A 15,842-nucleotide genomic window follows, 5' to 3' on the forward strand; every position below is an offset into this window, starting at 1 on the left:
AAGCATTAAGCATTAAGCATTAAGCATTAAACACTAAGCACTAGAGCATTAAAGGCATTACGAACCATACAAGCCTAGCCTTACAACACTTTCAAAGCTTCGAACGGATTTTTGCAGTGCCTGCAGTATAAAATGCTGCGGCAAGCCGCCGGACCGAACATATTGTCCATGCGTGTGTACGGAGAATCGCAGTAGGGGCACCGCACCTTCCACTCTTCGCCCGGCGTACAACCGCGCGGCGGTGCAACAATGCCGAATGAACGCAGCTTCTCCCGGCCTTCGTCGCTAATCCGATCCGAGATCCAGGCTGGTTCCCGCAGGAAGTGGACGATCGCCTCGCGCACTTCCTCGATGGAAAGCAGCTTCTCCTGAATTTCGCTCCTCATCAATTCCAGAGCAGGACAGCCAATGAAGGTCGGCAGTACCTCCACCTCAACCACGCTCTCGTCTACAACTACCCTGTGAATCATCCCCATCTCGATCATGCTGATAACGGGGATTTCTGGATCCTTGACCTCCTGCAGCAGTGCCCAAATTCGTTCCTCAAGCCCCGTTGGCATCTGCCGCATCATCTGCGTCACGATGAACCGCCTCCTTTACCAGCTGGCCGCCGGGTCAATCCGGTACACCTCCGACAAGATGGCGACGACTTTCTGCAAATCGTCGGTATGCTGCCCGTCGCGTCCAGTCCTGACAGGAATAATCCAGTCTCCTGGCCATGCGAGCCTACTCGCTTCGAACAAGCTCTGCGCCGAAGTCTTCCAGAGCCGTGCCAATTCATCGCCACCTATGCTCAGACCGAAGCGTACGATCGCCTCCTCCTCGCTGCCTAGCGGGAACAGGCTTCCTATATCGCTCCACGCCTGGGCTACGGCCGCAATCAATCGGGAACGCGCCTCGTTCGTGCCGCCTGCCAGCCGCGTGAACCAGGAGCGCCAATACCGGCTGTGATACTGATGCTCGCGCAGCATTTTGCTGGCCTCCTGCCTTAGCGGCACATACGAAGAATGGGTCAGCACTTCCAGCCGGATTTCCTTGAATATGCCGTATAGGCTGCAGCGGGCAATCGCGAACGCCCAGTCGTAATGCGGCTCATTCGCATACTCGCCTGGTCCATTCGGTCGCTCGAGCAGTATGGCATTGCGGAAAGCCTCCGGGCTGCGCAAATGCGCCAGGTCATCCGCCTTGCCAGCTCCCAACTCCTCCAGCATCTCGTATAGCATCGCTGCATGCCCCATCATGTCCTGCGCCATCGAGGAGAAAGCGACATCTTCTTCGATGTGAGGGGCCAGCCCAAGCCATTCCGATCCCCGGTATGCCAAAATATAGTCATCGTCTGCAATCTGCAGCAAGAGCTCCTGCAGCGCCCGAGTATAATCCGGGCGGCGCTTGGCCTCTTCCGCCGCCGCTACTTCGATATGCTCCGACATTTCACCCCTCCTTCTGTGCTGCGATATCCACCTTGCTCTCATACTCTTCCTTGTGGCGCCGCCACCTCGATTGGATGTCGCCATATCCCTTTGTTTCGCGGTAGCTTTTGTTGTCCAGTCGTTCGAGGCTCTCGCGTTCCTCCGGTGTCAGTCCGTGAATATCATCGCGCTTCACAACCCAGATGTTGATGCAGGGCTCGCGGCGCATGAAGTTCTCCCGCGCCATCAGGAGCGCGGCTTCCGGGTTAGGCGCCAACAAGCTGAACTGGTGCACGAAGCCGGCAGACGGGCTCTTTTGGCTGAATACCTCATAGACGGCAAATTTCTCTTTCCGTTCGCTGCTCATATCGCCCCTCCTCCAGCCGCATAGGATGTACGGGGCGGAGGCGCCACCATCGCTTCCCGCACCCATTCCGCCTCTTCGTAGGACGTTTTCCGGAGCCGCAGCCGCTGTGCCGAGCAAGGTCCGTTCCCACGCACAATTTGTACAAAGAGATCCCAATCGGGCTGCTGGTAATGCCAGACACCCTCCGCTTCGTCGTAACGAATCGTGTCGTCCGGAAGCGTCAAGCCCAAATGATAAATCCGGTTCACATATTTATGGAAAAAGGCCTGCCGCAGCTCCTCGTTCGTCTGCGTGCGAATCTTGTAACGCATGTTCATCTGCTGGTTGCTGGACACGGTTCCGCCTTCTGGCGGGCCAAAGAACATCAGCAAGGAAGGCCACCAGCGGTTTACGGCCTCCTGCAGCATCCGGCGCTGCGCTGGCGTTCCTTCGGCCAGCTCCAGTACGATGCTCTCGCCGTGCTGAGCATGGAATTTCTCTTCCGCGCATATGCGCTGGAGCGCGCGGGCATATGGCGCGTAGGATGTCTCCAGCGACATGGACTGGGTAATGATTGCCGCACCGTCTACACGCCAGGCGATGACGCCTGCATCTGCCCATGTGGGCGCCTCCATATGGAACACGTTGTGGAATTTCAGCTTTCCTGAGAACAGATTGCGCAGCAGATCCTCACGAGTCTGGCCAAGCGGCGCCATTAGATCCTCCGCGACCCGCAGCAGCAGCTGTCCATGTCCCATCTCATCCTGCACCTTGGCCATAATCGCCAGTTTGCGGCGCAGCGTCGGCGCCTTCGGAACCCATTCCTTCTCCGGAAGCGCCCCCATTATTTCACTAACGCCATGCATCGATATCAGCTTAATTAACTGGTTGCGGTAATCGTCTGGCATCCAATCGTCCGCTTCAATCTTGTCGCCCCGGTCAATTCGGTTCAGAAAATGCGCCAAACGCTCGTCGTCCAGCGATCCATCCTGGCCCTTCCGATTACTCATCTTCCAGCCTCCTCTCGTTCACAATGTGTATGGCATGCCCCAAAGCGGCGGCGGCGGCTTCCAGCCAGCCTTCACTAAGCGTCGGGTGCGGATGCACCGTCATAGCCACATCCTCCGCTCTCGCAGCCATTTCGAGGGCGAGGACCCCCTGGCCAATCAAGCTGCCGGCATCCGCCCCCACCGCATGCATGCCCAACAGCAAGCCGGTTTCCTCTTCGACGACTACTTCCGCAAAACCGTCTGTCTTCCCAGCCGCCAATGCGTATCCGTTGGCACGGAAAGGAAAGCGGCCCGTCTTCACCTTAATGCCCTGCCGCTCGGCTTCCGCCCGCGTCAGTCCCACTCCGGCAATTTGCGGGTCAGAAAAAATAACGTACGGCACATACGGCGAGTCGAAAGCACTCGGCAATCCGCCGATCACCTCCGCGGCGACCGTTCCCTGCCTCGCGGCGCGATGAGCAAGAGCAGGCCCCGGCGTAATATCACCAATGGCGAAAATGTGGCGCACATTGGTTCGGCATTCCGCATCGACCGGAACATAGCCGCGCTCATCCATTCGTACCCCGGCCTGACTGAGACCGAGTCCTTCTGTGTTCGGCATGCGTCCGACCGTCACAAGCACCTTGTCGCAGCGGACGCTCTCCTCCCCTTGCTGTCTCGATTCGAGTCGCAGCTCGACATCATCGTCATGCTCCATAATCGCGCGCACTTCCGTGCCCGTCTTGATAACCATCCCTAGCTTGCCGGCGCGCCGCTTCACTTCCGCAGCGAGGCTGCCTTCCACAAGGGGGAGAATCCGCTCCTCGCGCTCAATAAGTGTGACGCGGCATCCAAGCTTGGCGAATGCCATGCCCAATTCGATGCCGATATAGCCGCTCCCGATAATGGCTAAACGCTCTGGTATACTGTCCAATTCCAGCGCCCCCGTGGAAGTGAGGATGCGGGAACCACCTGCCGCAGCAAATGCTGGAAGATGCGGCCGCGATCCTGTCGCGATAACCGCCTGCTTGAACTTGTAGGTCTCGAAGCCGGATTCCGTCTCTACCCCGACGCGGTCATCGGACAGGAAGACTGCGCTCCCCTTCACGACCGTAACCCCGTTAGCGGCGCAGAGCTGCGCCACTCCGCTTCCCAGCCTGCCGACAATGCCGGACTTCCACAACTGCCAATCGGACATATTGAAGGAAAGAGCCCCAGGCTCTATCCGCAGTCCCAGCTTGGAAGCCGCTCTGGCTTCGTCATACAATCCGGCCGCATGAATCAGCGCCTTGGATGGAATGCAGCCCGAATGAAGACAAACACCGCCGAGCTCCTCCTTTTCCACCAACACGACCGATTTGCCCAATTGGCCCAGCCGGATCGCTGACGTATAGCCGCCAGGCCCGCCGCCAATGACAACAACATCCGTTTCTACTGAAATTTCACCGACGACCATCTATACCATCTCCGCCCATAATAAGTCAGGCTGCTCCAGCAGCTGCTTGATCCGATTCGTGAATCGAATCGCCTCCGCCCCATCGATAAGCCGATGGTCGAAGGAAAGCGCCATATTCATCATGAGGCGGATAACACCTTCCCCATTGCGAACGACCATGCGCTGCTCCATTTTGTGCAGCGCCAGGATGGCCGCCTCCGGATGGTTAATGATCGGCGTTGCGAGAAGACTGCCAATCGAACCGACATTGCTGATCGTGAAGGTACCTCCGGTAATTTCCTCAAGCTTCAGCTTTCCTTCCCGAGCCCGCTCCGACAGCTGCCCAATCTCTTCTGCCAGCTCAAATACTGTCTTCCGGTCAGCGTCCCGGATAACCGGAACAATTAGACCGTCCGGTGTATCGGTCGCAATCCCGATGTGATAATAGCGCTTCAACACAATTTCCTTCGTCTCGTCATCAAGCGAAGCGTTGAAGAATGGGAATTCCTTAAGCGCGATGACAATTGCCTTGATGAAAAACGGCAAGTATGTCAACTTCACCTGCCGTTCGGCCGCCAGCGGCCGAATCCGCTCACGCAGCGCCTGCAGGGCATCGGCTTCCAGTTCATCCACCTGCGTGACATGCGGGATGATGCTCACTGCCTTAACCAGCCTCTCGGCGATCCTCAAGCGAACGCCGCGCAGCGGAAGCCGTTCCTCGGCACAAGAAGTCGGTGCGGCCCCTTGCAACCTGGCAGCGGCATTCTGCGGCCGGACAACGGAAGCCGTTCGCTCCAGCGCAGGCTGAACCGCATTTTCCCATGTTAGGTCTGCCCCTGCCCCTTCCGCTTCCTTAGTCGTGCCCGCAGCAGCATAGCGCCGTACGTCCTCTTCGGATATCCGCCCGGCGGCTCCGCTTCCCTTCACCTGCTCGATGTCGACATTCAACTGCCTCGCAAGCTGGCGAACATAGGGAGCTGCGCGCACTCTTCCCACAGGTAATTCAGCAGACACCGACGGCGATGCCGCTGCAGACAATGGCAAGGCCTCTGCTGGTGATGGCGAAGGAGCGTTGACAACCGCTGCTACTGAAGCCGCCTGTTCCGCCTTGCCCGCTTCTATCGCAGGAATGCGCCCCTCCGCTTCGAGAAGGAACAATACCTCGCCTACTCGAACTCCAGCGCCCTCGGCGAACATCAGCTTGCGCACTACGCCGGCCGCCGGAGCGGTCAGCTCGGCGTTCACTTTGTCCGTCTGCACCTCGACGATCGGCTGATCGCAGGCCACCCATTCCCCTTCCTTAATGAGCCATTTTCCGATCTCCCCTTCGTGGATGCCTTCTCCTACGTCGGGAAGCTTGAACTCTATCATTCGCGTTCCTCCTCCTGAACGGTCAGAACTGTATCGCTGCAGCGATTCCCTCTCTTACCCGCCCGACCGTCGGAACATAGACATCCTCGAGCGAGAACTGCGGAACTGGCACATCAAAGCCAGTAATTCGCTGAATCGGAGCCCGCAAATACATCAGCGCTTCATCATTGATCAGCGAAACAATTTCTGCTCCGACGCCGGCCGTTTTCTGCGCCTCATGAACAATTATCGCGCGGCCTGTTTTCTTCACGGATGCGGCAATTGCATCCCGATCAAGCGGATACAACGAGCGGAGATCGATGACCTCACAAGACCAGCCCTTCTCCTGCTCCAGCTGCCGCGCCGCTTCAAGCGCCACCCGCATCATGGCCCCCCATGAAATCAGCGTCACATCTGTGCCTTCCCGGACAATGTTCGCCTTCCCTAGCGGAATGCGGTACATCTCTTCCGGCACTTCTGCCTTGAAGGCCCGATAAATCCTTGCCGGTTCCAAAAATACGACCGGATCGGGATCCTCAATGGCGCTAACAAGCAAACCCTTGGCATCGTAAGGATTGCTCGGTACGACCACCTTAAGCCCGGGCGTATGAACGAAGAATGCTTCCACACTCTCCGAATGAAGCTCTGGCCCTCTAATTCCCGCGCCGTAAGGCGTGCGAATAACAAGTGGGACATTGTACTGTCCCCGCGTCCGATATCGCATGCGGGCCGCATGTGTGACGATCTGCTCGAAGCCGGGATAAATGAAGGCCAAAAACTGAATTTCAACGACTGGAATGAAGCCATTCAACGCCAGCCCGATTGCTGAGCCAATAATGCCGGCTTCAGCCAGCGGCGTATCCACAACCCGTTCCTGGCCGTACTTCTCGAACAGTCCTTCCGTTGCCCGAAATACACCGCCGTTGACGCCAATGTCTTCTCCTGTAAGCATGACGCGCTGATCGTCCGCCAGCTTCTGATCGAGCGCTTCATTAATCGCTTGTAATATCGTTACGTTCCGGCTCATGCTTCACCCTGCCTTTCCGCACACAGGCCGCTCTGTTCCCGCTGCTCAGCCACAGGCCACAACATGTCAGCGTTTACGTGCATGAACATATCTTCAGGCTGGGAATTCGGATAGCTCTCCGCCTCTGCAACCGCGGCCTCGATAAGGCCGCTGATCCGATCCACCAGACGCTCCTCATGCTCCTGGCCCCAAATCCCCCTCTTCACGAGATACCGCTTCAAGCGCTCTATTGGATCGCGCTGCTCCCTCCACTCGGCAGAGAGCCGGGCCTGATCCCGATATTTGCGCGGATCGTCGCTGGTCGTATGCGGCCCGTAACGGAACGTGACTGCCTCGATAAGCGTCGGTCCGCCGCCGTTCAAGCCGCGTTCAAGCGCTTCGCGTACGGTCAGCCAGACGGCGAACACATCGTTACCATCCACTCGAACACCCGGCATGTCGTAAGCAGCCGCGCGCTGGGCGATCGTTCGGGAAGCGGACTGCGCATGGAACGGCACGCTGATGGCGTAGCCGTTATTCTGGCAGAAGAATACAGTAGCCGTCTGATATACCCCGGCAAAATTCAAGGCCTCATGGAAATCTCCCTCTGAGGTTGCCCCTTCGCCGAAGTACACGATGCTCGCCTGCTTCTCACCCTTCAGCTTAGCGGCCCAAGATGTGCCTACGGCATGCGTCAAATGCGTGGCTATCGGCACGCATGGCGGCATAATATGGCGGCCTTCCGGACTGATCGAGCCTTCCATATGGCCCATCCAATAAAGCAGCACCCTGCTGAGCGCCTGCCCATGCGTAATTGCAGCAGCATGATCGCGATAGCTGGGAAACAACCAATCATTGGGGGACAGTGCCAGTGCACTCCCGACCTGCGAGGCTTCCTGCCCCTCATAAGGGGCGTACGTGCCCATTCGGCCCTGCCTTTGCAGGTTGACCGCCTTCCGATCGAACATTCTTGTCAGCATCATGTTCTCGTACATTTTTATTGCCAGATCCTCGTCAATGGCTCCCTCGGTAGGGTGGCGAAGCTCTCCGTCCGGCGCCAGCACCTGATAGGGTTCAAGCACTTGATACGGCTCAAGCAGCCCGCGCATATCTTCATGCCGCATTCTCTTTCCTGCCTTCTCTATAACTGGCGAGGCAGACGGATGCCCCTGACTTTGAATCATCAATACCGCTCCCTTTCCCTTTTTTGCTATCCCAACAGCAAGCGGTCATCCGCGACTCCCTTCAACTGGGCGAATTTTTTCAACAATACCTCAATCGTCAAATGCTTCTTTTCCTCTTCCGGCACATCCAAAATAATCTCGCCTGCATCCATCATAATCAGGCGGTTGCCGAGCTCGATGGCTTGCTGCATATTGTGCGTCACCATCAGCGTCGTGAAGTTGGAACGCTCGACGACTTCCTTTGTCAGCGCTGTAATCAATTGCGCCCGCGCCGGGTCAAGCGCAGCCGTATGCTCATCCAGCAGCAACACCTTCGGCTGCGTGAAGGTCGCCATCAGCAGGCTAAGCGCCTGCCGTTCTCCGCCTGACAGCAGTCCGGCCTTAGCTGACAGCCGATTCTCGAGCCCTAGGTGCAGTGAGGCAAGGCTCTCGCGGAACAGATCCTTCCGCTTCTTGTTCACACCCCGGTGCAGGGTACGTCCTTTGTCACGCGAGTAAGCAACCGCGAGATTCTCCTCAATCGTCATCGTCGGCGCCGTGCCAGCCATCGGGTCTTGGAACACGCGCCCGATCTTGCGCGAGCGCTCGAATTCAGAGAGGCTGGTCACGTTCTCGCCGTCGATTTCAATGGCTCCGCTATCTGGAGTCATCCCGCCCGAGATCATATTCATCAGCGTGGACTTGCCCGCCCCATTGGAGCCGATAATCGTTACGAATTCACCCTCACGAAGCGTTAAGTTTATATGTTGCAGAGCAATTTTCTCGCTCGCCGTCCTGCGGTTGAACACTTTTCGAATCCCCTCAAGTTTCAGCATGGCTTTCCCCCCTTGCTCCGTGGTCGATGGATAGGTGTGGAGCATCTTCTTGAAAGGATCTCATCCGCCTTTCTTTCCATGTTGTTAGAACCCGTGACATGACAAGGGCGGCAACCACAATGACAGCGGTTAGCAGCTTCAGGTCATTCGGATTCAACCCAATGCGGAGTGCCAGCATAATAATGAGGCGATAGACAATAGCTCCTCCGATTACGGCGAAGGTTGCCCGCCGAATGGAAGCATGACCGAACACGGCTTCCCCCATAATGACGGAGGCCAAACCGACGATGATAATGCCGATTCCCATTGAGACATCCGCAAACTCCTGATATTGGGCAAAAAGCGCGCCGGATAGCGCTACCAAGCCATTAGACAGGCTCAGCCCGATAATTTTCATATTGTCGGTGTTCGCAGAGAGGCTGCGGATCATTTTCGTATTGTCGCCGGTGGCCCGAATCGCGAGGCCAATCTCTGTATCCAAAAACCAGTCAATGGCCCATTTGATGAGCAGAACGAATATCCCTACGGCTGCCAAAATCGCAAGCGGCTGCAGACTGGACAAGAAGGATTTGAGCTGTGTGAATAGAGTGCTTTCCCCCAGCAGCGGTGTATTCGCCTTGCCCATAATCCGCAAATTGATCGAATATAAAGCAATCATCGAAATAATACCGGACAGCAGCGTATTGATTTTCCCTTTTGTATGGAGCAGTCCGGTCACGGTTCCTGCCACACATCCTGCCAGCAGCGCCCCCAATGTAGCGAGCAGCGGGGAATAGCCGGATGTAATCATGACAGCCGCAACGGCCCCGCCGGTGGCAAAGCTGCCATCTACGGTCAAATCGGGAAAGTCGAGAATTCGAAACGTTACGTAAACGCCCAGAGCCATTAACGCGTAAATGACCCCTGCTTCCAAAGAACCTGTCAGCGCATATAGCACGATAGCATCCTCCTAATTTGGAACGACTTATTTCTCTATCAGGATTGCGCCTTGTGTCATCTCTTCCGTCAATTTGATTCCTTGCGCCTCCGCCGCCTTCGGGTTAATCATCAGATCCAACTTCTTGGAGACCTCAACGGGGATATCTGCCGGCGATGTGCCCTTCAGAACCTTCACAGCCATCTCACCTGTCGCATAGCCGAGATCATAATATTTGAATCCGATTGATGCGAACGCGCCTTCCCCAACCGATTCACTGCTCTCGCAGAAGAGCGGAATGTCCTTGTCATTAGCGACCGAAACGACTGAGCTTAGCGCCGAAATGACCGTATTATCAGACGGGAGATAGATGATATCCGCGCGGCCTACCAGCGAATCGGCAGCCTGCTTCACCTCCGAACTGTTCGTCACGGTGGCCTCGACCGTCTCCAATCCGCCTTCCTGCAGCACCTGCTTCACATTGGCGATGTTGACAACAGAGTTCTGCTCCCCGGAATTGTAGATAACGCCTACCTTGCGGGCCTCAGGGAAAAACTTCTTCATCGTCTCCATCGTCTTCTTGATCGAGTCTGGATTCGTGTCGCGCGTGCCTGTCACATTGCCTCCTGGCTTTTCAAGACTGTTGACCAGCTTCGATGCAACCGGATCCGTCACAGCCGTGAACAGCACGGGAATGTCTTTCGTCGCCTTCACAATCGCCTGTGCGGTCGGTGTAGCGATTGCCAAAATGAGGTCATTTTTATCGCCCACCAGCTTTTGGGCGATCGTGAGATTGTTGTTCATATCCCCCTGCGCATTGTGGAAATCAACTTGCAAATTAACATTTTCCTCGTACCCGGCGTCCTTCAGCGCCTGCATAAAGCCTTCTCTCGCCCCATCCAGCGAAGGATGATTTGCGAACTGCGCAATGCCGATTTTGATCATCTTTTTGCCGTCTGCATCCTTACCCATGTCCTTCGGTTCGTCTGAGTTCCCACATGCTGTCAGCAACAGTGAGCAAACCATAAAAATCGGGAAAAACAGTTTCATCCAACCTCGCTCCTTTGCAACAATAATTGGTATTGATTGCGCTTTCAATATAATAATTAGATAAAAAGCGTATTGGCGAGTTGTTTTAGATATAAGGCTTTCAAGGCTCTCTAGTGGTATCAAGACATGTTAGGTATTCGCTCTGCTGCTTCGTAGAAAATTCGTTCCTAATCTGTTGCTGTGTTTCATCTGGAAGGATAAATGTGAATGCGCTTGCCCTCGTGGCTGAGCGCTGCTGCCTGATGGCTTAGATGTGGAGATGTCGCGTATGTATGCGTTGTAAAGATCGCGTAGATGCACAGGGCCGTGCTAAATGCTGGAGTTTTTTCAATTCGAAATCGTTGAGTTGCTCAACATAATCGAACATTTGTAATACGTTTTTTCTGTGGTGCGTTATTTTAACGTTATATTATCACACCGTCATAACTAATGTCAATATTTGGACAAATTTTTATATGAAATGTATGATTTATGTTATATCCCCTGCCGTAAAAAACAAAAAACTGAATGGTACAGGGCCATTCAAGGTCGATTGAGCACTTATGCAAGCTTGTATAAATTTGTTGACTGGTCAAAAAATAAAGCGGTGACACCGCGATCATCAGATCACCAGCGTACACCGCTATCCCCTATTTAGGGCAATAATCCCTGTTCCTTTTGCTCAAAAAATCCCGTATGTATAGGCTTAAAAATCCGAAATCTCCGGTTTTTTCCACAGCATCGCTGATCCACCCACAATAAGGAGTGCTGCTAATGTAATCCCGATTAGGGAAGAGCTCGCAAACGCGCTTAATGAAAAGACGGCAAAGAACAAAAGCGAAACACAGGTCAGAATACATATCGGAATCAGGAGCCATTTATTACGGTTCCCCATGATATAAAATTCAAATAATCCGAAGGCCACCGCAAGCGGAAATCCAGGCCAAACCGTACCGAATGCATCGAACAGCATCCCAATTTGACATACTACACCGCTAACGATCAAGATCCCGCCAGGTATAAGCAGCCCCGCTGCGCGCCCCTTGGTAACAAAGAAGAACATAAAATGAAAAAACAAACCGAGTGGGATGACAAACAATGTTGGCCAAAAATAACCGAATATGCTCCCCGCAGTTGCAAATTTCTCAGCGCCCCATCCGCTCCATGTAACCAGCATCAGCAAAATACCGAAGCCGATTAATGAGAGCGCCTTAATACTTCTACTATTCAAGCTCCTCTACCTCCCTTTACTTTCCCAACCCCTATTTCGTTATCCATACGTCGCTTCATAAGACGACATTCCCTTCGTTAATCCCTTCATTATCTTTATGAAAAAAATTTTATGTGACATGAATGACCTGCTCTCTCCGTTCAGCCTCCTTATAGGCGCTTGCAATCCCTGACTTGTGTATTTGCTCCTTGGCTACAACTTTATAAGATAACACGGCGGTAAACGGTTCCGTAAATGGAGTTGGAGTTACCCGAATCGTCCTGTCATCCAGCCACACGGCTTGCAATTGCTCACCTGATTCCATATTAAAAGGCTCTGTGCGCTCGAAGCCGTCCTGGTACCAAGGGAACTCTTCTGCTTTTTGTACTCCTGGTTCATTCAGGCACACATACAGGGACAGGTCATCACAAAATTGAAGCATTCGAAAATGATTGGCTATCGTCGAATCCGACAAATCCACAACTTGTTCCCTAATTCGCTGCTGACGCTGCCGTTCATGCTGGAGAAATACGATTACGTCCTGCTGCTCCTCTACATGAAAGAAAGAGGCGAAATGCTTGCTGCACAATAGGCTGGCATATGGATTGGCTGTCTCGATATCGTCCAGCCCCTTACGATAGAACGCAAGCTTTAAGGCCATCGGATAATCCATGAATGTATACGGCTCCTGTTGTGCGTCATTCCAAATTGGTGTATCGTCAAGTCCGATCCAGCTGCAATCATGCTCGTAGGCAGCATATATGGCATCCTCATATCTGTCACGGGTACCAAGCAACTCCGTGCGGAACTTTGAAGCGATCTCGCCAGATAGATATCCATGGTCGTGCTGTGCAATGCATACGATTTCATCTTTCCTTGTCCGAATAATCATTTCCATACAACTCCTTTATCGTCGTACTACCTTTATAAAGAGAAAGAAGTGCCATCCTTGATCCTTAATTAGGACTCACGGTTATTGATTTTTCCATTGGCAGCAGTTATGCTGTGTGAGATGAACAATTAGGAGGGATATTATGAGCAAGACATCCAACAAGCGCCGCAAGTCAGAGCGCGCAGGACATTTAGACCCGAGCTTACTGCGGGGAAGCTGGACACGGAAGCCGTATACACAAGTCGTGCCGAATAAGAAAGCAGAGCAGCGCCGAAGCCTATGCCGGAAACGGGTAGATGACGGCGCTGTTGCTTTTTAACGACATCTAATCTTTTTGTATCTCCTCATCTCCTCGAATTTGTTATCTTTTCGAAAAGTGCCTTTGATCATTTGCAGCTTCTTCCCTGCTTCGATACAATATGAATAAGCAGATCCGATTGGACGGATCCCACAGAAAGGAAGGTGCCGCCGTATGGCTAACACTCACACCTATTCGCGCGGCGAAGAAATCGCTAACGCGATTACGCACGGCATTGGAGTCGTTATGAGCATAGCTGCCCTGACGCTGCTTATCGTATTCGCCTCATTGTATGGACAACCCATCCATGTCGTCAGCTTCACGATTTATGGCATATCGATGCTTCTCTTGTATACCTCATCGACATTGGTGCACAGCTTTCCTGAAGGAAAAGTAAAGGACTTGTTCGAGACCTTCGATCACGCATCCATCTATTTATTCATCGCGGGCACTTATACACCGCTTGTCTTAATCGCATTGCCTAAGCTTATCGGCTGGACACTGTTCGCCATCGTATGGACTATTGCTGTCGGAGGCGTTGTATTCAAAGCCTTCTTCACGAAGCGATTCCTCTTCATGTCCACGCTGCTCTATATTGCTATGGGGTGGTTGATCGTGTGGGCGTGGCATCCACTGACAGAGGCTATGCCATCCTTCGGACTGACGATGCTGATCATTGGCGGTATCCTGTATACACTTGGCACTATATTCTACGTATGGAGAGGTTTCCCCTTCCATCATATGATATGGCATCTATTTGTGCTTGCAGGTTCCGTTGCTCACTTCTTCTCCGTACTGTCCTTAGTCCAAATTCACGTATAGCTCGTAAGTAGAGGTTGTTCACAAAGTCCGCTTTTGATCACGTACTGTAGGATTTACCCGATTGATGAAGCCGCCAATCTCCTCTTGCCGCAGAGATTGGCGGTTTTGTGTAGGTTATTGCAGAAGTTATTGTTCGCTCTGGCATGGGCCAGTTGAACGTCTATTTACGAATTGAGGCTCGAGGATAACCTTGTGGTACGCTTCCTTGCCGGCTTGGCCTTCCTGATCAGGACGCTCCATAATATCCGCTAATATAGTAGCGGCACGGCGTCCAATCTGTGCTTCATTCTGATAAATATGACTAAAGAATGTCTCTCTCTCCTCCAAGTGCTCCGGGTCATCAAACGTTACGATCGAGATATCCTCTGGCACTCTCAGTCCCGCCCGCTTCGCGATCTGATGCATGCGCATGCCAAGCTTGCCATGCAGCGCAATAAACGCAGTGGCCATCTCGCTCTTCATATACCGAGCAAGTACAGAATCATCAGCTTCCTCTCCGACAGGAAGCGTAAAATCCGTTAGAATGAGTGCTGGATTGATCATGGCCCCCCGTCTCTGATATTCATTCATATACCCTGCTATGCGATCCTGCACACTCACACAATCTCGGAACGCATCTGTGCAGATCGCAATATTCCGGTGACCGAGTTCCCATAAATGAGCTACCGCCATCTCCGCGCCTTTGCGGTTGTCCGAGCATACATAATGGGTGTCCACTCCAGGCAAATATCGATCGATAAGCACGAATGGGAAACCATTTACCTTCAGTGACAATATTTCTTCATTGTAGATATCTTCATCCACAGGGAATAACAGCAAGCCTGATATGCCCATGTCCAGCATCTCCCGAATTGTCTGCTCTTCCCGCTCCTTCGAGCCTCCGCTAAAGGCCACGATTAGAGAGTATCCACGCTCGTTCAACGTCTGCTGAATCGAATTAATAAGCCGCATCGCAAAATAATCATCCAATGTAGGCATCATGAATCCGACTACATTTCGTCTTCGTTCCTGGCTTCCAGAGCCTGCTCCATTGACATCCAGTCCTTCTGTACCTCCAGCTTGCTCCTCACGTACCGTGCTGGAGCCAATTGATTTCTGCTCCGCTACGAAGCTGCCTCTTCCGGGGACTCGATAAATCAACCCTTCCTTCACAAGAGCTGCAAGCGCATTCACAACTGTAATGCGGCTAACTTGGAACTGCTCCATCAGTTCCTTCTCTGTCGGAATCCGGTCATTCGTCTTCAATTGTTTCGTATGAATCATATCCTCAATATATCGCTGAACTTGCAAATATAGCGGCGATCGAGAATCATAGCTCATTTAGATCATCCTTAATTATTAATTTAATATATATAATATAGCATTTAGGTAGAAGAGACAATGATTAGGGAAAATTCGGAAGCAAAAAAAAGAGCGATGCACCACTCTCCACCGCTCTTTCCTCGATTCATATCTAAACGGACGACTATCGCCCGTGCTTCGGGATATACGTAAAGATATCACCGGATTCAAACGCATCTATCAATTGATTAAGCCATCCATAATACGCTTCCGCCTGCTCCATCTTGGCGATATCCTTCGCAATGACTGCCGCAAGCTGTTCATCCTCCGAGCTGCCGCGCAGAAGCTCCAGCTCTTTGACTGAACGTCGAATCGCAGATAAGTTTATTTCTACGGCTTTTCTCCATTTCAGACCGAAGTAATCCGCAAATGTCTGATGCCAATCCTGTTCTGCCTCATATAAATCCTTGCGCGTCCCCTTCTCCCACACTTTATGCACCATCTTCATGTCCACAAGTGTGCGAACGCCCGTACTCATGCTTGTCTTGCTCATCTCCATCTCCTGCTTCATGTCATCCAACGTCATCGGATGATCGCTGAAGAACAGTAGGCCGTACAAATGCCCAGTAGAATGGGTCATGCCGTACAAGTCCATATTTTGTCCGATCGCTTCAATGACACGATTGCGAGCCTTCTCCACGGCGCTCTTCTGCTCCTGTGTCAACTGTGCGAACGTAGTCATGAGTCATTCCTCCTGTGCCGAATCCTATCCCTGCAGCAATGGCAGACCGATTCGAAACCGCCCTATATATATTTGTCGAACATTGCTGTAAAAGCTCATTCTCTATGTTCCACGAACA

At 53.0% G+C, this 15,842-nt stretch carries 17 protein-coding genes; 2 read left to right on the top strand and 15 right to left on the bottom strand.

The genetic code is table 11. From position 1 onward, the window contains the following. Positions 1 to 80 precede the first annotated feature (80 nt). The 13 genes from paaD to BBG47_RS12430 all read right to left on the bottom strand — a co-directional run bounded on the left by paaD (position 81) and on the right by BBG47_RS12430 (position 12,581). Positions 81 to 581 (bottom strand): 1,2-phenylacetyl-CoA epoxidase subunit PaaD, encoded by a 501-nt coding sequence (gene paaD / locus BBG47_RS12370; RefSeq protein ID WP_483310720.1) that lies wholly within the window; start codon positions 579 to 581, stop codon positions 81 to 83. Positions 582 to 596: 15 nt separating this feature from the next. Next, positions 597 to 1,430 carry a 1,2-phenylacetyl-CoA epoxidase subunit PaaC gene (gene paaC / locus BBG47_RS12375; RefSeq protein WP_065291951.1) on the bottom strand — a complete coding sequence of 278 codons (834 nt, stop codon included), beginning with the start codon at positions 1,428 to 1,430 and terminating at the stop codon, positions 597 to 599. 1 nt (position 1,431) lies between these two features. Further along, entirely contained in the window at positions 1,432 to 1,776 is a 345-nt protein-coding gene (gene paaB, locus BBG47_RS12380; RefSeq protein WP_065291952.1) for a 1,2-phenylacetyl-CoA epoxidase subunit PaaB, read from the bottom strand. Then, on the bottom strand, positions 1,773 to 2,765 hold the full coding sequence (gene paaA, locus BBG47_RS12385; protein ID WP_065291953.1) for a 1,2-phenylacetyl-CoA epoxidase subunit PaaA: 993 nt from the start codon (positions 2,763 to 2,765) through the stop codon (positions 1,773 to 1,775). Before paaA ends, paaB begins: the two co-directional genes overlap by 4 nt. Then, positions 2,758 to 4,200, bottom strand: coding sequence for a dihydrolipoyl dehydrogenase (gene lpdA, locus BBG47_RS12390; RefSeq protein ID WP_065291954.1), 1,443 nt, complete (start codon positions 4,198 to 4,200; stop codon positions 2,758 to 2,760). Before lpdA ends, paaA begins: the two co-directional genes overlap by 8 nt. Further along, positions 4,201 to 5,550, bottom strand: coding sequence for a dihydrolipoamide acetyltransferase family protein (locus BBG47_RS12395; protein WP_065291955.1), 1,350 nt, complete (start codon positions 5,548 to 5,550; stop codon positions 4,201 to 4,203). A gap of 22 nt (positions 5,551 to 5,572) precedes the next feature. Continuing rightward, the gene (locus BBG47_RS12400) at positions 5,573 to 6,556 is read right to left on the bottom strand and encodes an alpha-ketoacid dehydrogenase subunit beta (protein WP_065291956.1); all 984 of its coding nucleotides are present in this window, start codon (positions 6,554 to 6,556) and stop codon (positions 5,573 to 5,575) included. Beyond that, a complete protein-coding gene (gene pdhA, locus BBG47_RS12405) occupies positions 6,553 to 7,659 on the bottom strand; it encodes a pyruvate dehydrogenase (acetyl-transferring) E1 component subunit alpha (RefSeq protein WP_397376489.1) in 1,107 nt (368 codons plus the stop codon). Before pdhA ends, BBG47_RS12400 begins: the two co-directional genes overlap by 4 nt. Positions 7,660 to 7,745: 86 nt before the next feature. Further along, positions 7,746 to 8,534 carry an ABC transporter ATP-binding protein gene (locus BBG47_RS12410; RefSeq protein ID WP_065291957.1) on the bottom strand — a complete coding sequence of 263 codons (789 nt, stop codon included), beginning with the start codon at positions 8,532 to 8,534 and terminating at the stop codon, positions 7,746 to 7,748. After that, entirely contained in the window at positions 8,521 to 9,471 is a 951-nt protein-coding gene (locus BBG47_RS12415) for an ABC transporter permease (protein ID WP_065291958.1), read from the bottom strand. The genes BBG47_RS12410 and BBG47_RS12415 overlap by 14 nt, the downstream gene beginning before the upstream one ends. Positions 9,472 to 9,498: 27 nt before the next feature. After that, positions 9,499 to 10,500, bottom strand: a complete 1,002-nt coding sequence (locus BBG47_RS12420; RefSeq protein WP_065291959.1) for an ABC transporter substrate-binding protein — start codon at positions 10,498 to 10,500, stop codon at positions 9,499 to 9,501. A 685-nt stretch (positions 10,501 to 11,185) separates the two neighbouring features. Further along, positions 11,186 to 11,710, bottom strand: a complete 525-nt coding sequence (locus tag BBG47_RS12425) for a hypothetical protein (RefSeq protein WP_065291960.1) — start codon at positions 11,708 to 11,710, stop codon at positions 11,186 to 11,188. A gap of 109 nt (positions 11,711 to 11,819) precedes the next feature. After that, the gene (locus BBG47_RS12430; RefSeq protein WP_065291961.1) at positions 11,820 to 12,581 is read right to left on the bottom strand and encodes a DUF3891 family protein; all 762 of its coding nucleotides are present in this window, start codon (positions 12,579 to 12,581) and stop codon (positions 11,820 to 11,822) included. A 142-nt stretch (positions 12,582 to 12,723) separates the two neighbouring features. On the opposite strand from BBG47_RS12430, the gene BBG47_RS29905 reads away from it, so the two are divergent. Together BBG47_RS29905 and trhA are read left to right on the top strand one after the other, a co-directional pair. After that, positions 12,724 to 12,900 (top strand): hypothetical protein, encoded by a 177-nt coding sequence (locus BBG47_RS29905; protein ID WP_175400524.1) that lies wholly within the window; start codon positions 12,724 to 12,726, stop codon positions 12,898 to 12,900. A 153-nt stretch (positions 12,901 to 13,053) separates the two neighbouring features. Further along, positions 13,054 to 13,701, top strand: a complete 648-nt coding sequence (trhA, locus tag BBG47_RS12435) for a PAQR family membrane homeostasis protein TrhA (protein WP_065291962.1) — start codon at positions 13,054 to 13,056, stop codon at positions 13,699 to 13,701. A gap of 126 nt (positions 13,702 to 13,827) precedes the next feature. On the opposite strand, the gene BBG47_RS12440 is transcribed toward trhA, so the two are convergent. Beyond that, a complete protein-coding gene (locus BBG47_RS12440; RefSeq protein ID WP_065291963.1) occupies positions 13,828 to 15,021 on the bottom strand; it encodes a GntR family transcriptional regulator in 1,194 nt (397 codons plus the stop codon). Positions 15,022 to 15,166: 145 nt separating this feature from the next. Next, positions 15,167 to 15,724, bottom strand: a complete 558-nt coding sequence (locus BBG47_RS12445; protein WP_065291964.1) for a GbsR/MarR family transcriptional regulator — start codon at positions 15,722 to 15,724, stop codon at positions 15,167 to 15,169. Positions 15,725 to 15,842 lie beyond the last annotated feature (118 nt).

The organism is Paenibacillus sp. KS1 (assembly GCF_001680695.1).
GTDB classification, from domain to species: Bacteria; Bacillota; Bacilli; order Paenibacillales; family Paenibacillaceae; genus Paenibacillus_B; species Paenibacillus_B suaedae.